Consider the following 21,933-nt stretch of genomic DNA (forward strand, 5'->3'; position numbering starts at 1 on the left):
CCGCGCGCGACGCACAACTCATGACGCGGACGCTGCCCGCCGGAATCACCGTCACCGTGCGGGTTCCGGCGTCCAGCGCGAATCTGGGTCCGGGATTCGATTCCCTCGGAATCGCTCTGGGTCTCTACGACGAGGTTACGGTGTCCACCACCGACACCGGCCTCACCATCCGGGTCGAGGGCGAGGGCGCCGATGACGTGCCCTGGGGCCCTTCGCATCTGGTGGTGCGCGCCATCGAACGCGGCCTGCAGGCCGCGGGCGTGTGGGCGGACGGCCTGGACGTGGTGTGCCGCAACGTGATTCCGCATTCGCGGGGCATGGGCTCGTCGGCTTCGGCGGTGGTCGGCGGTTTGGCCGCCGGCCGCGGCCTGGCCGCGAAATTCGATGCCGGACTGGCCTACGGCGATGACGTGATGGTGCAGCTGGCCTCGGAATTCGAGGGCCACCCGGACAACGCGTCGGCCAGCATCCTGGGCGGGATCGTGGTGTCCTGGTCCGAAACCGACGGTCCCGCAGCCGGAAACGGCACGGCCGAGCTTCACGGCCGCGCCTACCGCGCGGTGCGGCTGGAACCGCACGCCTCGTTGCGCCCGGTGGTGCTCATCCCCGAGGAGCGTTCCTCCACCGCGCACACCCGCGGTCTGCTGCCGGACACGGTGCCGCACGCCGACGCGGCGTTCAACGCCAGCCGGGCCGCCCTGGCGGTAGTCGCCTTGACGCAGCGCCCTGACCTGCTGATGCCCGCCACGGCCGACCGGCTACATCAGGGCTACCGCGCCTCGGCGCTGCCGCTCACCACGAAGTGGATCGAACGGCTGCGCGCGGCCGGCATCCCGGCGACCGTGTCGGGCGCCGGTCCGACCGTGTTGGCCTTCGCGACCAGCGAATTCCCCGAGGAACTGCGTGAACTCGCGATCTCCGACGGACTGCGCGTGCTCGAGCCCGGCATCGCTGACGGCGTCTTGGTGGATTGACAGCGCGCCTGCCTTGCCGATGCAAAAGGTGGGAGCTATCCTGAGCGAGTCCGTACATCGTGCGCGTCAGACGCCGGTGCTTCATCAGGGCAAATCGCTCCAGAGGCTCCTTGCTCGGGCTCGAGCTCGAGGCTCGAAACTTGGGGGTAGCCAGTCAACTGGAATGATCTCTCCCACCATTTGGCGAGCCCACCGGTCCGGCGGGACAGGCGATACGGCATCCGAGTCCGGCAGGAGTCCGGACTGCAGGAGGAACCCTCGAACTGGCACACGGCGGTCGAGGGAAGGAAAGGATTTCCGTGACAGATACGGACCTGCTCGCGACACCCGGGGTGGACAGTGATCCAGCGTCCTCGGGGAGCCGCGAAAGTGACTCCGGACAGATTTCGAAGATGAGCGAACAAACTGACGTCGCACGATCGGGGCTGACTGGAATGTTGTTGCCGCAGTTGCGTGCGCTTGCGGGAGAGCTCGGTATCCGAGGCACTTCCGGGATGCGTAAGGGTGATCTCATCGCCGCTATCAAGGAGAACCAGGTCGGGGCCACCACCAAGGCGCCCGCGACCGTTGGTGGCAAGACCACGGGGAAGGCCAAGGCGAAGGCCGAGGACACGTCGACCGGCGGGGAGTCCGTGTCGGCCGCCGACACCGAGTCCGTGAAGAAGTCCGCCCGGTCCGCCGATGCGGCGCCGGCCGAGGCGAAGACCGACCGCGCCGAGAAGGCCGAGTCCCGCCAAAACGCTTCGGAGACGCGCGAATCCACCGCTTCGGAGAAGCGCGAATCCAAGGGCGCGGAGTCCCGTGAGGCCAAGCGCGAGGAGGGCGAGACCGCCCGCGCCGAGGGTGGCGAGGACACTCGCGACGGCGGCCAGCGTGGCCGCGGCCGCCAGCGCCGGGGCCGCGAGCAGCGCGGCGCGGCCGACAATGCCGAGGCCCCCGTCGCCGACAAGGGCGAGCAGGATGGCGGCGAGCGCCGCCGCGAGCGCAACCAGGGCGAGCGTGGTCAGGGCGAGCGCGGTCAGCGCGGCGACCAGGGCGAGCGCAACCAGGGCGAGCGCAACCAGAACGCCGGCCAGCAGAACGGCGCCGGCCGCAACGACCGCAACGACCGCGGTGGTGACGACGAAGAGGGCCGTGGCCGTCGGGGTCGCCGCTTCCGTGAGCGTCGCCGTGGGCGGGACCGCGACGGCGGCGCCGGTGGCGGCGGCGGCGAGGCCCGCGAGATGGAGATCCGCGAGGACGACATCCTGCAGCCGGTCGCGGGCATCCTCGATGTCCTCGACAACTACGCCTTCGTCCGCACCTCCGGCTACCTGGCCGGCCCGAACGACGTGTACGTGTCGATGAACCTGGTCCGCAAGAACGGCCTGCGCCGCGGTGACCACATCGTCGGTGCGGTGCGCGCCCCGCGCGACGGCGACCAGAGCAACCAGCGTCAGAAGTTCGATCCGCTGGTGCGGTTGGACACGGTCAACGGCGGCGACGTCGAAAGCGCCAGGCGCCGACCGGAATTCAACAAGCTCACCCCGCTGTACCCGAACCAGCGCCTGCGGCTGGAGACTCAGCCGAACAAGCTGACCACGCGCATCATCGACTTGATCATGCCGATCGGTAAGGGCCAGCGTGCGCTGATCGTGTCCCCGCCCAAGGCGGGTAAGACGATGGTCATCCAGGACATCGCCAACGCGATCGCGACCAACAACCCCGAGTGCTACCTGATGGTGGTGCTGGTGGACGAGCGTCCCGAGGAAGTGACCGACATGCAGCGCTCCGTGCGCGGCGAGGTCATCGCCTCCACCTTCGACCGCCCGCCGAGCGACCACACCTCGGTCGCCGAGCTCGCCATCGAGCGGGCCAAGCGCCTGGTCGAGGCCGGTCAGGACGTCGTCGTGCTGCTCGATTCGATCACTCGTCTCGGCCGCGCGTACAACAACTCGTCCCCGGCATCGGGCCGAATCCTTTCCGGTGGTGTGGATTCCACCGCGCTGTACCCGCCCAAGCGGTTCCTCGGCGCGGCCCGCAACATCGAGAACGGCGGCTCGCTCACCATCATCGCCACCGCGCTGGTGGAGACCGGTTCCACCGGTGACACGGTCATCTTCGAGGAGTTCAAGGGCACGGGTAACGCCGAGCTCAAGCTCGATCGCAAGATCGCCGAGCGCCGCGTGTTCCCGGCGGTCGACGTCAACCTGTCCAGCACCCGTCGCGACGACCTGCTGATGTCCCCGGACGAGGCGGCCGTGCTGCACAAGTTGCGTCGCGTGCTGTCCGGCCTGGACTCGCATCAGGCCATCGACCTGATGGTGGACCGGTTGAAGAAGACCAAGTCCAACATCGAGTTCCTGATGACGGTCTCCAAGACCGCCCCGGGCGCGATCGACGAATAAGCCTGTGGCGCAAGGCAACCGATTGCCTCGCGTCCGCAGCGAACCACGACGGCGGCCCCCCGTCGGCGGGGCCGCCGCCGTATGTCCGGAACCGGGACCGGACCGAAGAAGAACAGTCCGATCAATGCCGCGCCGCCGATCATGAAGCCGAGCACGAGCGCGGTCACGGCACCGGTGTTCTCCGATGCCGTGACCGCTCGATAGGTGAGGGTGTCGTCCCCCCGCGGCGGGAGTGGGGCCGGATTCACGGATCCCACCGCGTTGCCGGACTCTCCGGGAGCCATCCACCAACCCGCGAGAACCAGCAGGCCGAGCAGCGCCAGGATTCCCCCAGCTGTCGCTTCCTTCCTGGTCGCCATGTCGCCTTTCCGGTCGCTCGCGTGGCCTTCACCTGGCAAGAACTCTATGAACACGGGTGTTCGCATTCCTGAGTAGCGCACTACTCGACTTTCGGGTTTGCTCGCGCGGTCTTCCGGGGCGCGGTCGGGAACAAATGGCTCGGGGCGCCTGTTCTGCCCCATGTCACCCCTCGTGGTGACCACGCGGGAGCAGCGCATAGACTGTTCCGTCGGCAACCATGCCTCTAGTCGGTTCCGGTTCACGTCTTCTCGAAGGCGACCCGGCGACCATTGAAAGGACACCCAATGAGGGCAGGAATTCACCCCACTTACGTGGACACCACCGTGGTCTGCGGTTGTGGCAACACCTTCCAGACCAAGAGCACCAAGGAGTCGGGCCAGATCACGGTCGAGGTCTGCTCCCAGTGCCACCCGTTCTACACGGGCAAGCAGAAGATTCTGGACACCGGCGGCCGCGTGGCCCGCTTCGAGGCCCGCTACGGCAAGCGCGACAAGGCTGCCAAGTAGCTGTCCCCCCGACGCCCGTCCTGCGCTCCGCAGGCCGGGCGTCGGTGCGTTTATGGACCTACTAAGACGGGAGTAACCGCGATGGCCGACAAGACGGCCCCCAACGCGATCGACGACATCCTGGCCGAGTACCAGGGGCTGGAGACCCAGCTCGCCGACCCTTCGCTGCACAACGACCCGGGCGCGGCCCGTCGCGTCGGCAAGCGGTTCGCCGAGCTCGGCCCGATCATGTCGACCTACAACAAGCTGACCTCCGCGCGCGAGGACCTCGCCGCCGCCGAGGAGCTGGCCGCGGACGACTCGTCCTTCGCGGCCGAGGTGCCCGGTCTGCAGGCGCAGGTCGAGGAGCTGGACAAGCAGCTCACCGACCTGCTCGCGCCGCGCGACCCGCACGACGGCGACGACGTCATCCTCGAGGTGAAGTCCGGCGAGGGCGGTGAGGAGTCGGCGTTGTTCGCCTCCGATCTGGCCCGCATGTACATCCGGTACGCGGAGCGGCACGGCTGGAAGGTCGAGGTGCTCGGCGTCACCTACTCCGATCTGGACGGGTACAAGGACGCCAGCTTCTCCATCAAGAGCAAGGAGGCCTCCCGCGACGGCGTGTGGTCCAAGCTCAAGTTCGAGGGCGGCGTGCACCGCGTGCAGCGCGTGCCGGTCACCGAATCCCAAGGGCGCATTCACACTTCGGCCGCGGGCGTACTGGTCTACCCGGAGCCCGACGAGGTCGAGGAAGTCGAGATCGACGAGAAGGATCTGCGCATCGACGTGTACCGGTCCTCCGGCAAGGGCGGTCAGGGCGTCAACACCACCGACTCCGCGGTGCGCATCACCCACCTGCCCACCGGCCTGGTGGTGACCTGCCAGAACGAGCGGTCGCAGTTGCAGAACAAGATCCGCGCCAAGCAGGTCCTCGCGGCCCGGCTGCAGGCCCTGGCCGAGGAGCAGGCCGACGCCGACGCCGCGGCCGGACGCGCTTCGCAGATCCGGACAGTGGACCGTTCCGAGCGGATCCGCACCTACAACTTCCCGGAGAACCGCATCGCCGACCACCGCATCGGTTTCAAGGCCCACAACCTGGATTCCGTGCTGGACGGCAACCTCGACGACCTGTTCAACGCGCTCGGTGAGGCCGACCGCGCGGCCCGCCTGGCCGCGGAATGAGCGGCGCGCCGAACCGCCATGGACGGGAGTCCGCGACCGGAGGATCGTTTCCCACCGTGACAACTGATGTCGTGACGGTCGGAGTAGGTCCCCGGGTACGTCCAGAATCGGTTCGGCGCTCGACCGCGGGCACGGGTGCATGGCGGTCAACGGCTCTCAGGCGTCCGCTGAAGTCCCGGAGAGGCGGGGAAGCACAGTGAGTCGTGCACCATTGCGGCCGGCCATTCGGGAGGCCGTCGACATCTTGGCCGCGGCGGGGGTGCCCAGTCCGCACGCCGACGCCGAACACCTCGCCGCCCACGTGCTGGGCGTCGATCGTGGCCGCCTGGTCCTGATGCCCATGCTCACCCCCGACCAGCTCGAGGAATTCCGCAAGCTGGTCGCCCGCCGCGCGGAACGCGTTCCGCTGCAACACCTCACGGGTACGGCCGCCATGGGGGAGATCGATCTGGCGGTCGGTCCCGGCGTCTTCGTGCCCCGCCCGGAAACCGAGTTGATCTTCGCCTGGGCGCTGGCCCGGCTGGAGGAGATCGGCCACGAACACCCGCCGATCGTCGTCGACCTGTGCACCGGCTCCGGGGCTCTGGCCCTGGCCATCGCCCACGCCCGCCCCGACGCCGAGGTGCACGCGGTCGAACTCGATCCCGAGGCGCTCGCGTGGGCCCGCCGCAACGCCCTGCAATTGGCCGACGAGGGCGACACCCCCATCGACCTGCACGCGGGCGACGTCACCGATCCAGCCATTCTCGACGACCTCAACGGCCGCGTCGACGTGGTCGTCTCCAACCCGCCCTACATCCCCGAAGACGCCCGGCTCGACCCCGAGGTCATGGACCACGACCCGCACCGCGCGTTGTTCGGCGGCCCCGACGGCCTGGACGTCATCCGCCCGATGGTGGCCACCATCGGCCGCCTGCTCCGCGACAACGGCGCGGCCGCCGTCGAACACGACGACACCAACGGCTCCGGCGTCGCCGCCCTCTTCACCGCGCACGGCGGCTTCACCGACGTGATCGAGCACCCCGACCTCGCGGGCAAACCCCGTTTCGTGGTCGCCCGCCGCATCGCGGACTGACCGCTAGCCGGGCTCGCCCTCGACCGTCACGCCGTGCCAGAAGGCGACGTGGTCCTTGATCTTCCGCGCCGGCGGGCTCGGATGCGGGTAGTACCACGCCGCATCCGGATTCTCCGCGCCGTCGACCGTGACGGTGTAGTAGCTCGCGATGCCCTTCCACGGGCACACGGTGTGCTTGGCGCTCTCGCTGAAGTACTCGCTCTTCAGGGACTCCACCGGAAAGTACTGATTGCCCTCGACCTCCACGGTCGTGGCGGCCTCGGCGATGACCGTCCCGTTCCAGATCGCACGCATCATGAGTCCGTGCCTCCTTCGTCCCCGCGAGCCTATGCCCGTCGCGAGCCCGCCGCCCGGGCGGTTGCCGGGTCTCGCCGGGTCCCGGCGCGCCACCCGGCAAGTCCTGGCGGGGGCCTGGTGCGTGGCACCGGGGAAGTCCTGATGGGGGTTCGGGGGCGCAGCCCCCGGAGTGCTCGGGGTTTCCGGGGCGGGCTTGCCCCGGGGCCGAGAGGGGGAGCCGCGAGCTGTCGCGAGTTGATTCATGCCAAGATGTCAGCCGTGAGTACCGTCTACGACTGTGCCGATCCCGACTCCCGCGCCGCCGGTCTGAGTGCCGCGCGCAGCACGCTGAAGAGCGGTCGATTGGCCGTCATCCCGACCGACACGCTGTACGGAATCGCCGCCGACGCGTTCGACAGTCAGGCGGTGGGCGCGTTGCTGGCCGCCAAGCGGCGCGGTCGCGATATGCCGGTGCCGGTGCTGGTCGGGTCGTGGACCACGATCGACGGGCTGGTGTATTCGGTGCGCCCGCAGGCGCGGGAACTGATCCGCGCGTTCTGGCCGGGTGGCCTGAGTCTGGTTGTGCAGCAAGCGCCTTCGCTGGCCTGGGATCTGGGTGACGCGCGCGGCACGGTGATGCTGCGCATGCCGCTGCATCCGGTGGCGCTGGAGCTGCTGCGCGAGGTGGGCCCGCTCGCGGTGTCGAGCGCGAACGTGTCGGGGCAGCCGCCGGCCGCCACGGTGGGGGAGGCGCAGGCGCAGCTGGGCGATCTGGTCGGCGTGTATCTGGACGGTGGTCCGGCCGATCACGCGGTGGCGTCCACCATCGTGGATCTGACCGCGGACACCCCGCGGGTGTTGCGTGAGGGCGCGGTGCCGATCGAGAAGATCGCGGAGGTGCTCGGCATGTCGCCAGAGGAGCTCCGTCAGGCCGGCGCGCGCTGACGGCCAGCTGGATGCTTCTGAGTCAGGGCGTATTCAGCCAGGGCGCGGTCGTCCCGCTGCGGGAGCTGCTGCTGGTGCTGCTGGCCGCCGCGGTCATCGCCTTCCTGAGCACGGGCGGAATCCGGGTGCTGGCCATCGCCTTCGGCGCGGTGGCGATTCCGCGCGAACGCGATGTGCACGTGAAGCCGATTCCGCGGATGGGCGGCCTGGCCATCTATCTGGGTCTGGTGGCCGCCGTCCTGTTCGCGCATCAGCTGCCCGCCTTGCGCCGGGGTTTCGACTATCCCAAGGACATTCCCGCGGTGCTGGCCGCGGCGACGCTGATCGTGCTGGTCGGCATCATCGACGACCGCTGGGGCCTGGACTGGCTGACCAAGCTGGTGGGGCAGATCACCGCGGCGGGCGTGATGGCGGTGATGGGCCTGAGCTGGGTGGCCATCTACAACCCGTTCACCAACGAGACGGTGGTGCTGGATCCGCTGCAGGGCGGTCTGGTGACGGTGGGCATCACGGTGACCGTGGTGAACGCCATGAATTTCGTGGACGGTCTGGACGGATTGGCCGCGGGCCTGGGGTTCATCGCGGCGGTCGCGGTTTTCGTGTTCACCGTGGGGTTGCTCTACGAAGTGGGCGGTTCCACCGATACGTATCCGCCCGCGTTGCTGGCGGCCGCCCTCGCGGGCGCGTGCCTGGGATTTCTGCCACACAATTTCTCACCGGCCCGCATTTTCATGGGGGATACCGGATCCATGCTGATCGGATTGATGCTGGCGGCGGTGTCGACCGGCGCGTCCGGGCGAATTCCGCTGCAGGGTTACGGCCCGCGCGACATCGTGGGTCTGTTGTCACCGTTGTTGCTGGTGGGTGCGGTGATGTTCATTCCGGTGCTTGATCTTGTCTTGGCCGTGGTGCGCCGAGTGCGCGCGGGTGTGAGTTTCTCCACCCCGGACAAAATGCATCTGCATCACCGTTTGCTGCAGATCGGGCATTCGCAGCGCCGCGTGGTGCTGGTGATCTATCTGTGGGTGAGCGTGTTCGCATTCGGCGCGGTCGGCACCTCGTTGATCTCCGATCGCCGCCTGGTGGTGCTGCTGTTCGCGGCCGGGCTGGTTTTCGCGCTGATCGTCACCGCGGTGCCGTCCTGGCGGGAGCTGAGGATCAACTCGGTTCGCAAACCGCCGCGTGGGCGCGATCGCGCCGCCGGGTAGAGTTGCTGTCCGTGAGCACGCCTTCCGATCCCGGTCCTGACGCCCCGCTGCGCGCGGCACTGCGCTACGGCATCGCCGGTTTGGCTGTGCTGGTTGTGGTTTCGGCGATTCTGTCGTCGATCTTCGCCGGTCTGCCCGGCCTGTGGGGCGCCCTCATCGGCTCCGCCCTGGGTGGCGCGTTCATTCTGACCACGGCCGCCTCGGTGCTGTTCAGCGCCAAGATCGAAACGGGCCTGCAGGGCCTGGTGCTGCTGGGCAGCTGGGTCGGAAAGCTGCTGCTGGCAGTGATTGTCGTCGCAGTGCTGCAGAACTACGACTTCTACAGCCGCGGCGCGCTCTTCCTGACCGTGGTCGGCGCCCTGCTCATCGTGCTCGGCGCGGAGACCTACGGCCTTCTGCGCCAACGGGTTCCGACCGTTCACGTCGAGCGCGACCTGTAGCCGGAGACCCTCCGGCGCGGCCGTCGAAACACCGTTCATCCGGCGTTTCCACGACCCCCTACGCATTGTCGTAGATAACTTGATAAACTCTTTACCTGTAGCCAACCGAATCAACAGGGGGGGTCGCCTGAGACCCGCCTGAGAGCAGGTTATGCTTACAGCCGTACCGGACCCTTTCGGGTCACGGTTCTGCACCGTCGACGATGTCGCCGACGCGCGTACAGACGCCAGGGCGTGACTGCCACAGCTGCTGACGAACTTCGAGCCGACCTGAGTCGACCCACCAGATCGTCAATGTCCGATCGAACCGCAGGAGAAAACTATCTCCTGGCGGCCGACCACGGGAGAGAACGCTGAGCGTCACCATTTTGGCAGGCGAGTTCCACGCGCCGTCACTCAACGACTTCTTCCCTCCAGCAGTGCTGTTCGAGGGGACGCCTTTCGAGCTCGACCGTTTGATGCTCATTCGCATCCTGATGTCGGTCGTTCTCGTGGCAGTCATGTTCGCCGCTTTCCGTCGGCCTCAGCTGGTTCCGCGCGGACTGCAGAATGTCGCCGAATCAGGTCTGGTGTTCGTCAAGGAGCAGATCTGCGACGAGGTGCTCGGCAAGGAATCCGGTAAGAAGTTCTTCCCGCTCATCGCGTCGATCTTCTTCACCGTGCTGTTCCTGAACATCTCGGGTGTTATTCCCGGTCTGAACATCTCGTCGAACGCGCGCATCGGCATGCCGCTGGTGCTGGCCGTCGTCGCCTACGTCACCTTCAACTACGTGGGCATCAAGAAGTACGGCTTCCTGAAATACATGCGCTCGTCCATCGTGGTGCCGAATGTGCCGGCCGCGCTGCACGTGCTGCTGATCCCCATCGAGTTCATCTCGACCTTCGTGTTGCGCCCGTTCACGCTCACCGTCCGTCTTATGGCGAACATGCTGGCAGGCCACATCATGTTGGTGCTGTTCTTCAGTGCCACCCAGTTCTTCCTGTTCGATGCCGCCTCCTGGATGAAGGTGTTCTCGCCGTTCTCGCTGCTCGCGGGCTTCGGCTTCACCCTCTTCGAGCTGCTGGTGGTCTTCCTGCAGGCGTACGTGTTCGCGCTGCTGACCGCTGTCTACATCGGTCTGGCGCAGCACGCCGACTCTCACTGACCGACCGCACCAACTCCATAAACCTGCCTTCCACGCCGCCCGGCGGGTGGGCGACAGAAAGGGAATGAAACACACATGAGCACCCTCTCGTACCTGGCTGCTGAAGTTGCCGAGTCCAAGTCCAAGGGCTTCGGCGCCATCGGTTACGGCCTCGCTGCGATCGGCCCCGGCATCGGTGTGGGCATCGTCGTCGGTAAGGCCATCGAGGGCATCGCCCGCCAGCCCGAGCTGATGGGCACCATCCGGACCAACATGTTCCTGGGTATCGCGTTCACCGAGGCCCTGGCGCTGATCGGTCTCGTCGCCGGCTTCATTTTCTGATTCCGGCCAAAGACTAGGAATCAACGATGAACAGCACCTATCTGCTTGCGGCTGAGGGGTCTGACGAAGTCAACCCCCTCATCCCCGAGCCGTACGACATCTTCTGGTCTGCGGTCGTCTTCATCGTTATCGCCTTCGTCTTCGCCAAGTACGTCGTCCCGCGCCTGACCCAGGTGCTGGACGAGCGTTCGCAGAAGATCGAGGGCGGTATCGCCAAGGCCGAGGCCGTGCAGGCCGAGGCGCAGGCCACCCTGCAGCAGTACCAGGAGCAGCTGGCCGAGGCTCGCCTCGAGGCCGCTCGCATCCGCGAGGAAGCCCGCACCCAGGGTGCGGCCATCCTGTCGCAGATGCGCACCGATGCGCAGGCCGAGGCCGACCGCATCGTGGCCGCCGGCCACTCGCAGCTGGAGGCACAGCGCCAGCAGATCGTGACCGAGCTGCGGTCCGAACTGGGCCGTACCGCGGTCGACCTGGCCGAGAAGATCATCGGTCAGTCGGTGGCCGACGAGGCCAAGCAGGCGGCGTCGATCGACCGGTTCCTCGCGGAACTGGACGCGAACGCCGGCATCGGGGTCGGAAGGTAACGAACCGAAAGTGGGAAGCATGTACGCAGCGAGCCGCGAGGCGAGTTCCCGTGCGCGGGAAGCTCTTCGGGCCGCTCTGACCGGTAGCGACACCGTCGCGGCTACTACGGGGTCGGAACTGTTCGCCGTTGTCGCCGTCCTCGACGACCAGCGTTCGCTGCGTGTGGCGCTCGCGGATAAGTCGGTGTCGAGCTCGGCGCGCGCCGAGCTGGCCGAACGCGTCTTCGGCGGCAAGATCAGCGGTACCACGCTGGCCGTGCTGACCACGGCCGTGGCCCAGGACTGGTCGCGCGCCCGGGATCTGGTCGACACGCTGGTTCTGCTCGGCCGCGAGGCGCTGCTGCGCGCCGCGGACGAGCGTGGCCGCCTGACCGCGGTCGAGGACGAGCTGTTCCGGCTGGCCCGGATCATCGACGACAACCCGGACCTGGAGCAGGCGCTGCAGGACCACGGCAAGCCGGCGGAAGCCAAGCTGGCCCTGGTGCAGCGTCTGCTCGCCGGCAAGGTCGAGGACATCACCCTGCAGCTGGTCGACCAGGCCGTGCTGCGCCACAAGGGCGATGTCGGCGGCGCCATCGACGAGCTGTCCGACCTGGCGGCTTCGCTCCGGGAGCAGATCGTGGCGCACGTCCGTGCCGCGGTGGCCCTGACGCCGCAGCAGCGCGAGCACCTGGCTGCTTCGCTGCAGCGCATCTACGACAAGCCCGTCACGGTGCACGTGCAGGAAGACCCGAGCCTGCTGGCCGGCGTCGTCGTGCGCGTCGGCGACGACCTGATCGACGGCAGCGCCGTCGGCCGCCTCCAGCGCTTGCGTCAGTCTCTCGCTTAAGAGACAAACGCACGGAGTTTGATTTTCGGCTCCGCCGAAGAGCGCAGTAACACACCGACATTCGAGACCACAGCGAGAGCAGGAAGAACATGGCGGAGCTGACGATCTCCCCCGATGAGATCCGTAGCGCGATCGAGAGCTACACCCAGAGCTACACCCCCGAGACCTCCATCGAAGAGGTCGGTGTCGTCACCGACACCGGCGACGGTATCGCCCACATCAGCGGCCTGCCGTCCGCGATGGCCAACGAGCTGCTGGAGTTCCCGGGCGGCGTCCTCGGCGTGGCGCTGAACCTCGAGGACACCGAGATCGGCGCCGTCGTCCTGGGTGAGTTCGACACCCTGGAAGAGGGCCAGCAGGTCCGCCGCACCGGCGACGTGCTCTCGGTCCCCGTGGGCGACAAGTTCCTGGGCCGCGTCATCGACCCGCTGGGCGCCCCGATCGACGGCCTGGGCGAGATCGAGGCCGACGAGCGCCGCGTGCTCGAGCTGCAGGCCGCCACCGTGCTGGAGCGTCAGCCGGTCGGTGAGCCGATGGCCACCGGCATCACCGCCATCGACGCCCTGACCGCCATCGGCCGCGGCCAGCGTCAGCTGGTCATCGGTGACCGCAAGACCGGTAAGACCGCGGTCTGCATCGACGCGATCATCAACCAGAAGGCCAACTGGGCCACCGGCGATCCGTCGAAGCAGGTGCGCTGCATCTACGTCGCGATCGGCCAGAAGGGCTCCACCATCGCGGGCGTGAAGTCGGCCCTCGAGGCGCACGGCGCGATGGAGTACACCACCATCGTCGCGGCCCCGGCCTCCGACTCCGCCGGCTTCAAGTGGCTGGCCCCCTACACCGGTTCGGCCCTCGGCCAGCACTGGATGTACCAGGGCAAGCACGTCCTGATCGTGTTCGACGACCTGTCGAAGCAGGCCGAGGCCTACCGCGCCATCTCGCTGCTGCTGCGTCGCCCGCCGGGCCGCGAGGCGTACCCGGGTGACGTCTTCTACCTGCACTCGCGTCTGCTGGAGCGTTGCGCGAAGCTGTCCGACGAGCTGGGCGCGGGCTCGATGACCGGTCTGCCGATCATCGAGACCAAGGCCAACGACGTCTCGGCGTTCATCCCGACCAACGTCATCTCCATCACCGACGGCCAGGTGTTCCTGGAGTCGGACCTCTTCAACAAGGGTGTCCGCCCGGCCATCAACGTCGGTATCTCGGTGTCCCGAGTCGGTGGCGCCGCGCAGACCAAGGCCATGAAGAAGGTCTCCGGTTCGCTGCGTCTGGAGCTGGCCTCCTACCGTGAGCTCGAGGCGTTCTCCGCCTTCGCCTCCGACCTGGACGCCGCGTCGCTGGCTCAGCTGGAGCGTGGCGCGCGCTGGGTCGAGCTGCTGAAGCAGGACCAGTACGCCCCGGTTTCCGTTGAGGACCAGGTCGTCTCGCTGTACCTGGTCGACGGTGGCTACTACGACTCCGTGCCGGTCGGCGACATCCGTCGCTTCAACGCCGAGCTGCTCGAGAACCTGCACGCCTCCGTGCAGTCCTCCTTCGACGCCCTGCAGGGCGGCGCCAAGGTGCTCGAGGGCGACGCCGCCGACACCATCAAGGCCGCGACCGACAAGTTCAAGCAGGGCTTCCTGGCTTCCGACGGCTCGCGGGTCGTCGAGGCCGAGGCCGGTCAGCTGGACCACGAAGAGGTCGAGTCCCTCTCGGTCACCCGCAAGCACGTCGAGAAGTAATCGAGACGAGCACATGCGACTGACCGAATCGACGAATGAAGGGAGTGTGAACCGCTAATGCCAAGCGTGCGCGAATTGCGCTCCCGCATTCGTTCCGTGAGCTCGATCAAGAAGATCACCAAGGCTCAGGAACTGATCGCCACTTCGCGAATCAGCAAGGCGCAGGCCCGAGTTGCCGCGGCCAAGCCGTACGCGGAGGAGATCACCAAGGTGCTCGCCGAATTGGCGAGCGCCAGTGGGAATCTCAATCACCCGCTGCTGACCGAGCGTGAGAACGCCCGCCGCGCGGCCGTTCTGGTCATCACCTCCGACCGCGGTATGTGCGGTGGTTACAACTCCAACGTGCTCAAGCGCGCCGAGGAGCTCATGACCACCCTGCGCTCCGAGGGCAAGGAGCCGGTGCTGTATGTGATGGGCGCGAAGGGCCTGACCTACTACACCTTCCGCAAGCGGACGGTGAACGGGTCCTGGCTGGGCTTCTCGCAGCAGCCCAACTACGTGGACGCCTCGGCCGCCTGCAACCACCTGGTGGAAGCGTTCATGGCCGGGTCCGACGGCGAGGTCGTCAACCCCCACGGGGGCGAGACCATGGCCGGCGTCGACGAACTGCACATCGTCTACACGCGTTTCGTGTCGATGCTGTCGCAGCAGCCCGAGGTGCGTCGCCTGGCCCCGATCCAGGTGACGTTCGTGGACGAGAACTTCGACATGGGTCCGGACAGCTTCTCCGACTCCGAGTCTGCGGAGATCAAGCCGCAGTACGAGTTCGAGCCGGACGCGGATCGCCTGCTGGGCGCGCTGCTGCCGAAGTACGTCAACACTCGGATCTACTCGTCGCTGCTCGAAGCAGCGGCATCGGAGTCGGCTGCGCGCCGCACCGCCATGAAGGCCGCGACGGACAACGCCACGGATCTGGTCAACTCGCTGACCCGAACCGCGAACTCGTTGCGCCAGGCGCAGATTACGCAGGAAATCACGGAAATCGTCGGTGGTGCCAATGCACTGGCGGCGAGCTCGGACCTCGACTAAGGCCCAGGAAGAGAACCAATGACCGCAGCTACTGAAACCCGGGTCGGCACTGGCCGTGTCGCCCGCGTCATCGGACCCGTCGTGGACGTCGAGTTCCCGCGCGGTTCGATTCCCGACCTGTACAACGCCCTGAACGTGGACATCGCGCTCGCGTCCGTGGCCAAGACCCTGACCCTCGAGGTCGCGCAGCACCTGGGCGACAACATCGTTCGCACCATCTCGATGCAGCCGACCGACGGTCTGGTCCGTGGCGCCGAGGTGCGCGACACCGGCAAGCCGATCTCGGTGCCCGTCGGTGACGTCGTCAAGGGCCACGTGTTCAACGCCCTCGGTGACTGCCTCGACACCCCCGGTCTGGGCCGCGACGGCGAGCAGTGGGGCATCCACCGCCAGCCGCCCGCCTTCGACCAGCTCGAGGGCAAGACCGAGATCCTCGAGACCGGCATCAAGGTCATCGACCTGCTGACCCCGTACGTCAAGGGCGGCAAGATCGGTCTGTTCGGTGGTGCCGGTGTCGGCAAGACCGTTCTGATCCAGGAGATGATCACCCGTATCGCGCGTGAGTTCTCCGGTACGTCCGTGTTCGCGGGCGTCGGTGAGCGCACCCGTGAGGGCACCGACCTCCACCTCGAAATGGAAGAGATGGGCGTCCTTCAGGACACCGCCCTCGTCTTCGGCCAGATGGACGAGCCGCCGGGCACGCGTATGCGCGTCGCCCTCTCGGCCCTGACCATGGCCGAGTACTTCCGCGACGTCCAGAACCAGGACGTGCTGCTGTTCATCGACAACATCTTCCGGTTCACCCAGGCCGGTTCCGAGGTCTCGACCCTGCTGGGTCGTATGCCTTCGGCCGTCGGTTACCAGCCGACCCTGGCGGACGAGATGGGTCAGCTGCAGGAGCGCATCACCTCGACCCGTGGCCGCTCGATCACCTCGATGCAGGCGATCTACGTGCCCGCGGACGACTACACCGACCCCGCGCCGGCCACCACCTTCGCGCACCTGGACGCCACCACCGAGCTGTCGCGTCCGATTTCGCAGAAGGGCATCTACCCGGCCGTCGACCCGCTGTCGTCGACCTCGCGAATCCTCGAGGCTTCGATCGTCGGCGAGCGTCACTTCCGGGTGGCCAACGAGGTCAAGCGAATCCTGCAGAAGTACAAGGAACTCCAGGACATCATCGCGATTCTGGGTATGGACGAGCTCTCCGAAGAGGACAAGGTCCTCGTCGGTCGCGCCCGTCGCCTGGAGAAGTTCCTGGGCCAGAACTTCATCGTGGCCGAGAAGTTCACCGGCCAGGAGGGTTCCGTCGTGCCGCTGGAGCAGACCATCGACGACTTCGATCGGGTCTGCAAGGGCGAGTTCGACCACCTGCCCGAGCAGGCGTTCAATTCGTGTGGTGGTCTCGACGACGTCGAGGCCGCTGCGAAGAAGATCGCCGGGAAGTAGTCACCCATGGCTACTGGGTCTGATTCAAATACCATGTCCGTTGACCTGGTCGCCGTCGAGCGACTGCTGTGGTCGGGCCGCGCGTCTTTCGTGTCGGCCCAGACCACGGAGGGTGAGATCGGCATCCTCGCCGGCCACGAGCCGCTGCTCGGCCAGCTGGTCGAGGGCGGCACCGTGACCATCGTGTCCGACGACAACGAGCGTGTTGTCGTGGCCGTGCACGGCGGATTCTTCTCCGTCACCGCCACTTCGGTGCGTGTGCTGGCCGAGTCCGCCGACTTCGCCTTCGACATCGACGAGGCGGCCGCCAAGGCCGTCGTCGCCGATGCGGACGCGAGCCCGGCCGCGCTGGCCAAGGCACAGGGCCAGCTGCGGGCGGTCGAGAAGGCCGCTGCGGCCCACTAGCTCGACGCTGAGACAACGGCGGCGGCCCCGGGGAAATCCCGGGGGCCGCCGCTGTTTTCGTGCTTCTACACTCCGAAGACCACACGCGCGCCCGGTATCGGCCGGGCGCGCGTGCCGCTTCTCACTGGAAGGTGAGAATCGGCTTGATCGTGGTGCCGTGGTGGGCGTCGGCCAGCGCGGTGTCGATGTCGCTGAACGCGTAGGTCTTACTGATCTTCTCGATCGGGAACTTGCCCTCGGCATGCCACCGCAGCAGCTGCGGAATGAACTTCTGCGGATCGCCGCTGCCCTCGATGCATCCGCGAACGGCCTTGCCGTTGCCGGTGAGGTGGCCGATCTCGAGGTCCATGCTGGCCTCGCCGAGGCCGACGAGCACCAGGGTGCCCATGGGCGCCAAGGCTTCCAGGCCCTTGGCGATCACGGCATTGACGGCCGTGGTGTCGAGGGCGAAGTTCGCGCCGCCGCCGGTGGCCGCGATGATCTGCGCCACCACGTCGTCGGCCGCGCCGTCGATGGTGATGTCCGCGCCCAGCTCCTTGGCCACGGCCAGGCGGTCCGCGGAAAGGTCGATCGCCACAATGGTTCCCGCGCCGATGGCCCGGGCCGCCATGAGCGCCGCCATGCCGACGCCGCCCACGCCGAAGATGGCGATCGAGTCGTTCGGGCCCGGCTTCATGACATTGGCGACCGCGCCCGCACCGGTCTGCACGCCGCAGCCGAACGGGGAGGTGGCGACCAGGTCGACCTCCTTGTCCACGACCACGATGCTGCGCGCCGACACCAGTGCGTGGGTGGCGAAACTCGATTGTCCGAAAAACGCGCCCATGACGCGCTCGCCATTGTTGCTCAGCGGCGAGGTGAAATCGGAGCGGCCGCCCGAGGTGTTCAGAATGACGAAATTCTCGCAATAGGGCGGAAGCCCGTTGGTGCATCGAGAACACGTGCCGCAACTGGCGTAGGTGAGCAGCACATGGTCGCCCACTTCGATTCCGGTTACTTCCGAGCCGATCTGCTCCACGATGCCCGCGCCCTCGTGCCCGAGGACGATCGGCAGCTCGGCGGGAAACACGCTCTTGGAGACCAGGTCGGTGTGGCAGACGCCGGTGGCGACGATGCGCACCAGCACCTCGCCCGGACGGGGTTCCTCGAGGCTGAGGGTCTCCATCGAGAAGGGCGCATCGGCTCCTCGGGCCACCGCAGCGGTAATTTCCACGGAATCTCCTTCCAAGACATCCCAATTGTCGGGAGCATAAGAACGTGTTCCAGTTTACGGCCATCGGCGATCCCGCTCAGTGGTCCCGTGGGTGGTCTCGTGGACGGCGGACCTGTAGGCCGCCACGGATACCGGATCGTTCGCCCGGTAATAGCTCTCGCGTCAACCCGGTGTGGTTGAATGCAATCGCCGATCACCGGGTTGTGATCTGAAGCGCCCGGCAATGGGTCGGCAATTCCCGCATTCTCAGCTTTACCTCCACGATGCAACAGCACGATGAGCGAGGGGTTGATGAGCAGGCTTCGAATGGGCACATGGCGGTCACCGTCGCCGTCGTGACGGTCGCGGTCGGAGTCCTCGCACCGGGTACGGCTGCCGCGGATGTCACGGTCCCACTGCCCGACGGGCGTATCGAGGGCCCGGGGGTCACGATCACGAGTGTCGGTGAGCGCGCGATCATTTCGCCGTCGCTGGCCTCCAACGGCGCGGGCCGGACCTCGTGGGTGACGGGCAATGTCACCGCCGAGGTGGAGACCCCGGAGGGGATGTCGGTCCCAACAACGGTCCGCTGAATTTTCCCGGCACCAATAACTCGGGAACGCACGGATCGCCCAACCTCACCACCGACTACATCGTCGGCTGTCAGGTCGCGCTGGGTCAGTTGAGCGCGAACGCCGCGGTCCTCGTCAGCTCCACGCCCGCCCTGACCGGTGGGTTCAGCTTCCCGCTCTCGCCCGGTCAGGTGCAGTGGGTGGCGATCAACAACATCGAGTTGGTCAAGAGCGGCGCCTACACCATCAACTATCAGGACACCCCGATGGAGATCCAGGGCTGCGGCGGTTACGCGCAGGCCCGCCAGGTCTCCGTGGTCGAGATCATCGGTATCGACTACCACAAGGTCACGCTCTACGGACAGCCGTTCAGCATCGGCTGACATATATCTTCGACGCCTCGCTGAACAGGGCATTCATCACATTCGGTGGATGGCCGGACTCCGCGTTTCCGCGGTCGCTACTATCGACCGAAAGCGGGGCCCGGCTTCCGGCCGGTCAGTGATCGACAGCAACGCGGATGTGAAGGGACGGAGCGGCATTGCAAACCGGGATGTGGCTTCTGATCATTCTGGTATTGCTGCTGGTCGGATTGGCCTTGGCCTCGACCTATCGCCTCGTCATGCTGCGTCGCGGCGGCACCGCCGCCCTGCTGCGGGTCCTGCCCGCGCGCGGACACGGCGGCGGCTGGCGGCACGGCCTGATCCGCTACGACGAGGACACGCTCCTCTTCTACAAACTCTCCAGCCTGAAACTCGGCCCGGACTCCACCATGCGGCGGCTCACCATCGAGGTGGGCCCGCGCCGCTCGCCGGCCGACGACGAATACGACATCATGACCGACGAGGTCATCGTCATGGTGTCCGACGGTGACGGCAACTACGAGCTGGCCCTGGACCGCGGCGCCATGGCGGCCTTCCTGTCCTGGGTGGAATCGCGCCCGTCCGAGCGCATCCGTCGCCGCCGCGCCGGCTAGCCCGATACCGAGAGCGATAGTGTGACCCTGTGAGCGTTCACTTGACGCGGATCTACACGCGAACCGGCGACGACGGCACCACCGGACTGAGCGATTTCTCGCGGGTGGCCAAGACCGACCCGCGGCTGATCGCGTATGCCGACTGTGACGAAACCAATGCGGCCCTCGGGGTCGCCATCGCGCTCGGCCGGCCGGACACGCGGATTCTGACTGTGTTGCGTTCCATACAGAACGACTTGTTCGACGCGGGCGCGGACCTCTCCACCCCCGTCGTCGCCGACCCCAAGTACCCGCCGCTGCGCATCACCCAGGACTACATCGACCGCCTGGAGAAGTGGTGCGACGAGTTCAATGAGCCTCTGCCGCCGTTGAATTCGTTCATCCTGCCCGGCGGCACCCCGCTGGCCGCGCTGCTGCACACCGCGCGCACCGTGGCGCGACGCGCCGAGCGTGCGGCCTGGGCCGCGGTGGCGGCGCACCCGGACGACACCAACGTATTGCCCGCCAAATACCTCAACCGCCTGTCCGACCTGCTGTTCATCCTCGGCCGGGTCGCCAACCCGGACGGCGACATACTGTGGCGGCCGGGCGGAGACGCCGCGAGTGCGGGAGAGGACCACTAGGCTGACCCCCGTGAGTGAACGGTTTCTGGTGACCGGGGGCAGCAGGCTCGTCGGTGAGGTCGCGGTGGGCGGCGCGAAGAACAGCGTCCTCAAGCTGATGGCTGCCGCGTTGCTGGCCGAGGGTACGACCACCATCACGAACTGCCCGGACATCCTGGATGTGCCGTTGATGGCGGACGTGTTGCGCGGTCTCGGCTGCGATGTGGTCATCGAGGGCGGCACGGTCCATATCGCGACCCCGCCGGAACCGAAGTACCACGCGGACTTCCCGGCGGTCACCCAGTTCCGTGCCTCGGTGTGCGTGCTGGGTCCGCTGATGGCGCGCTGCAAGCGGGCCGTGGTGGCGCTGCCCGGTGGCGACGCGATCGGTTCGCGTCCGCTGGACATGCACCAGCAGGGTCTGCGCCTACTCGGCGCGACCTCGGAGATCGAGCACGGCTGCCTGGTGGCCCGGGCCGAGGAGCTGCAAGGCGCCCGGATCCGGCTGGACTTCCCCTCGGTCGGCGCGACCGAGAACATCCTGATGGCCGCGGTGCTCGCCGAGGGCGAGACCGTCATCGACAATGCCGCCCGTGAGCCGGAGATCGTGGATCTCTGCAACATGCTGAACCGGATGGGCGCGAAGATCGCCGGGGCCGGCACCTCGGTGCTGACCATCCAGGGCGTCGAGAAGCTGGCCCCCACCACCCACCGGGTGATCGGCGACCGCATCGTCGCCGCGACCTGGGGCATCGCCGCCGCCATGACCACCGGTGACGTGCGGGTGACGGGCATCAACCCCAAGCACCTGTCCCTGGTGCTGGACAAGCTGCGCTCGGCGGGCGCCCGAATCTCGTTCGAACCGGATGGTTTTCGCGTGGTGCAGGCGGATCGCCCTCGCGCCGTGAACTTCTCGACCCTGCCGTTCCCGGGCTTCCCCACCGACCTGCAGCCGATGGCCATCGGCCTGGCCGCGATCGCGGACGGCACCTCGATGATCACCGAGAACATCTTCGAGGCGCGCTTCCGTTTCGTCGAAGAGATGATCCGGCTCGGCGCGGACGCCCGCACCGACGGGCATCACGCTGTGGTGCGCGGTATTCCGCGACTGTCCTCGGCGCCGGTGTGGTCCTCCGACATTCGGGCCGGCGCGGGTCTGGTGCTCGCGGGTCTGGTGGCCGACGGTGTCACCGAAGTCCACGATGTCTTCCACATCGACCGGGGTTACCCGTCTTTCGTGGAGAACCTGCGCGGGCTCGGAGCGGAAATCGAACGCGTCGGAACCTCCGACTGAACGGCCGGTGTCGGGACGTGTTCGCGAAAACCCGTCCTGAACAGGCGATTTGACATGAGAACAACCAACACGTAACTTATTCCAGGTCAGAGCGACACGGACACCGACCCGGGCCCCAGAGGCTAGGGAAACGAGGTAGTACGAGGAGCGCCTGATGATCACATTGGTTCGGCAAGATCAGCGGATTTGGTTCTGCTGGGAGGGCTGAGCTAAGCTTCAAAAGCAGCCTCACCGACAAGCGGGATGAAAGTTCCGGGATGTTGGTGTGTGCGTGTGTTCTTTGAGAACTCAATAGTGTGTCGATGAATGTCAGTGCCAAATAATATATTTGGTTCCAATCATTCTCACCCCCGTGAGGGTGGTTGGACATTTAAGTCGGCTAATTTTCCGGCCGACTGTTTTGCTAGGTTTTCGGACTCTGGTTCGAGATACTTCTGATTCGCTGCTTCGGCGGTAAATCTAGAGTCTTCAACGGA

23 protein-coding genes are annotated in these 21,933 nt (G+C 66.9%); 21 read left to right on the forward strand and 2 right to left on the reverse strand.

Annotated elements, in window-relative coordinates; genetic code table 11:
• Positions 1–20: 20 nt before the first annotated feature.
• From thrB to prmC, 5 genes are all read left to right on the forward strand, one after another.
• The gene (thrB, locus tag ACFRAQ_RS30255) at positions 21–974 is read left to right on the forward strand and encodes a homoserine kinase (RefSeq protein ID WP_379105716.1); all 954 of its coding nucleotides are present in this window, start codon (positions 21–23) and stop codon (positions 972–974) included.
• 299 nt (positions 975–1,273) lie between these two features.
• Positions 1,274–3,361, forward strand: a complete 2,088-nt coding sequence (gene rho, locus ACFRAQ_RS30260) for a transcription termination factor Rho (protein WP_379105655.1) — start codon at positions 1,274–1,276, stop codon at positions 3,359–3,361.
• Between the two features lie 644 nt (positions 3,362–4,005).
• A complete protein-coding gene (rpmE, locus tag ACFRAQ_RS30265) occupies positions 4,006–4,227 on the forward strand; it encodes a 50S ribosomal protein L31 (protein ID WP_357098869.1) in 222 nt (73 codons plus the stop codon).
• Between the two features lie 81 nt (positions 4,228–4,308).
• A complete protein-coding gene (prfA, locus tag ACFRAQ_RS30270) occupies positions 4,309–5,388 on the forward strand; it encodes a peptide chain release factor 1 (RefSeq protein WP_357289676.1) in 1,080 nt (359 codons plus the stop codon).
• 196 nt (positions 5,389–5,584) lie between these two features.
• A complete protein-coding gene (gene prmC, locus ACFRAQ_RS30275) occupies positions 5,585–6,463 on the forward strand; it encodes a peptide chain release factor N(5)-glutamine methyltransferase (RefSeq protein WP_379105657.1) in 879 nt (292 codons plus the stop codon).
• 3 nt (positions 6,464–6,466) lie between these two features.
• Here the strand turns inward: prmC and ACFRAQ_RS30280 are convergent, their stop codons facing one another.
• Entirely contained in the window at positions 6,467–6,760 is a 294-nt protein-coding gene (locus ACFRAQ_RS30280) for a DUF427 domain-containing protein (protein WP_379105659.1), read from the reverse strand.
• Positions 6,761–7,018: 258 nt separating this feature from the next.
• Here ACFRAQ_RS30280 and ACFRAQ_RS30285 point away from each other — a divergent pair, with 258 nt between their 5' ends.
• The 11 genes from ACFRAQ_RS30285 (at position 7,019) to ACFRAQ_RS30335 (ending at position 16,821) form a co-directional block, all read left to right on the forward strand.
• Positions 7,019–7,684 (forward strand): L-threonylcarbamoyladenylate synthase, encoded by a 666-nt coding sequence (locus tag ACFRAQ_RS30285; RefSeq protein WP_357289668.1) that lies wholly within the window; start codon positions 7,019–7,021, stop codon positions 7,682–7,684.
• Between the two features lie 11 nt (positions 7,685–7,695).
• Positions 7,696–8,892 carry an MraY family glycosyltransferase gene (locus ACFRAQ_RS30290; protein WP_357289665.1) on the forward strand — a complete coding sequence of 399 codons (1,197 nt, stop codon included), beginning with the start codon at positions 7,696–7,698 and terminating at the stop codon, positions 8,890–8,892.
• Positions 8,893–8,894: 2 nt separating this feature from the next.
• Positions 8,895–9,332: a hypothetical protein gene (locus ACFRAQ_RS30295; RefSeq protein ID WP_379105661.1), complete on the forward strand. Its 438-nt coding sequence runs from the start codon at positions 8,895–8,897 to the stop codon at positions 9,330–9,332.
• Positions 9,333–9,751: 419 nt separating this feature from the next.
• Positions 9,752–10,477 carry a F0F1 ATP synthase subunit A gene (atpB, locus tag ACFRAQ_RS30300; protein WP_357098873.1) on the forward strand — a complete coding sequence of 242 codons (726 nt, stop codon included), beginning with the start codon at positions 9,752–9,754 and terminating at the stop codon, positions 10,475–10,477.
• Positions 10,478–10,552: 75 nt separating this feature from the next.
• Entirely contained in the window at positions 10,553–10,798 is a 246-nt protein-coding gene (locus ACFRAQ_RS30305) for an ATP synthase F0 subunit C (protein ID WP_357289659.1), read from the forward strand.
• A gap of 26 nt (positions 10,799–10,824) precedes the next feature.
• Positions 10,825–11,382 carry a F0F1 ATP synthase subunit B gene (locus ACFRAQ_RS30310; protein ID WP_357289658.1) on the forward strand — a complete coding sequence of 186 codons (558 nt, stop codon included), beginning with the start codon at positions 10,825–10,827 and terminating at the stop codon, positions 11,380–11,382.
• 19 nt (positions 11,383–11,401) lie between these two features.
• Positions 11,402–12,211: a F0F1 ATP synthase subunit delta gene (locus ACFRAQ_RS30315; protein WP_379105665.1), complete on the forward strand. Its 810-nt coding sequence runs from the start codon at positions 11,402–11,404 to the stop codon at positions 12,209–12,211.
• An 89-nt stretch (positions 12,212–12,300) separates the two neighbouring features.
• Positions 12,301–13,938 carry a F0F1 ATP synthase subunit alpha gene (gene atpA / locus ACFRAQ_RS30320; RefSeq protein ID WP_379105667.1) on the forward strand — a complete coding sequence of 546 codons (1,638 nt, stop codon included), beginning with the start codon at positions 12,301–12,303 and terminating at the stop codon, positions 13,936–13,938.
• A 57-nt stretch (positions 13,939–13,995) separates the two neighbouring features.
• Entirely contained in the window at positions 13,996–14,967 is a 972-nt protein-coding gene (locus tag ACFRAQ_RS30325; protein WP_379105669.1) for a F0F1 ATP synthase subunit gamma, read from the forward strand.
• A gap of 18 nt (positions 14,968–14,985) precedes the next feature.
• The gene (gene atpD / locus ACFRAQ_RS30330) at positions 14,986–16,416 is read left to right on the forward strand and encodes a F0F1 ATP synthase subunit beta (RefSeq protein ID WP_357289649.1); all 1,431 of its coding nucleotides are present in this window, start codon (positions 14,986–14,988) and stop codon (positions 16,414–16,416) included.
• A gap of 33 nt (positions 16,417–16,449) precedes the next feature.
• Positions 16,450–16,821: a F0F1 ATP synthase subunit epsilon gene (locus ACFRAQ_RS30335; RefSeq protein WP_379105672.1), complete on the forward strand. Its 372-nt coding sequence runs from the start codon at positions 16,450–16,452 to the stop codon at positions 16,819–16,821.
• A 121-nt stretch (positions 16,822–16,942) separates the two neighbouring features.
• On the opposite strand, the gene ACFRAQ_RS30340 is transcribed toward ACFRAQ_RS30335, so the two are convergent.
• Complete coding sequence (locus ACFRAQ_RS30340) at positions 16,943–18,034, reverse strand: NAD(P)-dependent alcohol dehydrogenase (RefSeq protein ID WP_379105674.1); 1,092 nt, start codon at positions 18,032–18,034, stop codon at positions 16,943–16,945.
• Between the two features lie 314 nt (positions 18,035–18,348).
• On the opposite strand from ACFRAQ_RS30340, the gene ACFRAQ_RS30345 reads away from it, so the two are divergent.
• From ACFRAQ_RS30345 to murA, 5 genes are all read left to right on the forward strand, one after another.
• Positions 18,349–18,606 (forward strand): hypothetical protein, encoded by a 258-nt coding sequence (locus tag ACFRAQ_RS30345; RefSeq protein ID WP_379105676.1) that lies wholly within the window; start codon positions 18,349–18,351, stop codon positions 18,604–18,606.
• Between the two features lie 89 nt (positions 18,607–18,695).
• Positions 18,696–18,968 carry an MspA family porin gene (locus ACFRAQ_RS30350; protein ID WP_379105678.1) on the forward strand — a complete coding sequence of 91 codons (273 nt, stop codon included), beginning with the start codon at positions 18,696–18,698 and terminating at the stop codon, positions 18,966–18,968.
• 170 nt (positions 18,969–19,138) lie between these two features.
• Positions 19,139–19,561 (forward strand): DUF2550 family protein, encoded by a 423-nt coding sequence (locus tag ACFRAQ_RS30355; RefSeq protein ID WP_379105680.1) that lies wholly within the window; start codon positions 19,139–19,141, stop codon positions 19,559–19,561.
• A gap of 29 nt (positions 19,562–19,590) precedes the next feature.
• On the forward strand, positions 19,591–20,184 hold the full coding sequence (locus tag ACFRAQ_RS30360) for a cob(I)yrinic acid a,c-diamide adenosyltransferase (RefSeq protein ID WP_379105682.1): 594 nt from the start codon (positions 19,591–19,593) through the stop codon (positions 20,182–20,184).
• Between the two features lie 10 nt (positions 20,185–20,194).
• Positions 20,195–21,457, forward strand: a complete 1,263-nt coding sequence (gene murA, locus ACFRAQ_RS30365; protein WP_357289633.1) for a UDP-N-acetylglucosamine 1-carboxyvinyltransferase — start codon at positions 20,195–20,197, stop codon at positions 21,455–21,457.
• Positions 21,458–21,933: the final 476 nt, after the last annotated feature.

The sequence above is a fragment of the Nocardia sp. NPDC056611 genome (genome assembly GCF_042792755.1).
Taxonomy (GTDB): Bacteria; Actinomycetota; Actinomycetes; order Mycobacteriales; family Mycobacteriaceae; genus Nocardia.

Coding starts and splice junctions, on each gene's coding strand:
- ACFRAQ_RS30315 (WP_379105665.1), top strand. CDS start 11,402: ATGTACGCAGCGAGCCGCGAGGCGAGTTCCCGTGCGCGGGAAGCTCTT.
- atpD (WP_357289649.1), top strand. CDS start 14,986: ATGACCGCAGCTACTGAAACCCGGGTCGGCACTGGCCGTGTCGCCCGC.
- ACFRAQ_RS30325 (WP_379105669.1), top strand. CDS start 13,996: ATGCCAAGCGTGCGCGAATTGCGCTCCCGCATTCGTTCCGTGAGCTCG.
- rpmE (WP_357098869.1), top strand. CDS start 4,006: ATGAGGGCAGGAATTCACCCCACTTACGTGGACACCACCGTGGTCTGC.
- ACFRAQ_RS30345 (WP_379105676.1), top strand. CDS start 18,349: ATGGCGGTCACCGTCGCCGTCGTGACGGTCGCGGTCGGAGTCCTCGCA.
- ACFRAQ_RS30280 (WP_379105659.1), bottom strand. CDS start 6,760: ATGATGCGTGCGATCTGGAACGGGACGGTCATCGCCGAGGCCGCCACG.
- atpA (WP_379105667.1), top strand. CDS start 12,301: ATGGCGGAGCTGACGATCTCCCCCGATGAGATCCGTAGCGCGATCGAG.
- ACFRAQ_RS30290 (WP_357289665.1), top strand. CDS start 7,696: ATGCTTCTGAGTCAGGGCGTATTCAGCCAGGGCGCGGTCGTCCCGCTG.
- prfA (WP_357289676.1), top strand. CDS start 4,309: ATGGCCGACAAGACGGCCCCCAACGCGATCGACGACATCCTGGCCGAG.
- ACFRAQ_RS30310 (WP_357289658.1), top strand. CDS start 10,825: ATGAACAGCACCTATCTGCTTGCGGCTGAGGGGTCTGACGAAGTCAAC.
- ACFRAQ_RS30335 (WP_379105672.1), top strand. CDS start 16,450: ATGTCCGTTGACCTGGTCGCCGTCGAGCGACTGCTGTGGTCGGGCCGC.
- ACFRAQ_RS30355 (WP_379105680.1), top strand. CDS start 19,139: ATGTGGCTTCTGATCATTCTGGTATTGCTGCTGGTCGGATTGGCCTTG.
- thrB (WP_379105716.1), top strand. CDS start 21: ATGACGCGGACGCTGCCCGCCGGAATCACCGTCACCGTGCGGGTTCCG.
- ACFRAQ_RS30305 (WP_357289659.1), top strand. CDS start 10,553: ATGAGCACCCTCTCGTACCTGGCTGCTGAAGTTGCCGAGTCCAAGTCC.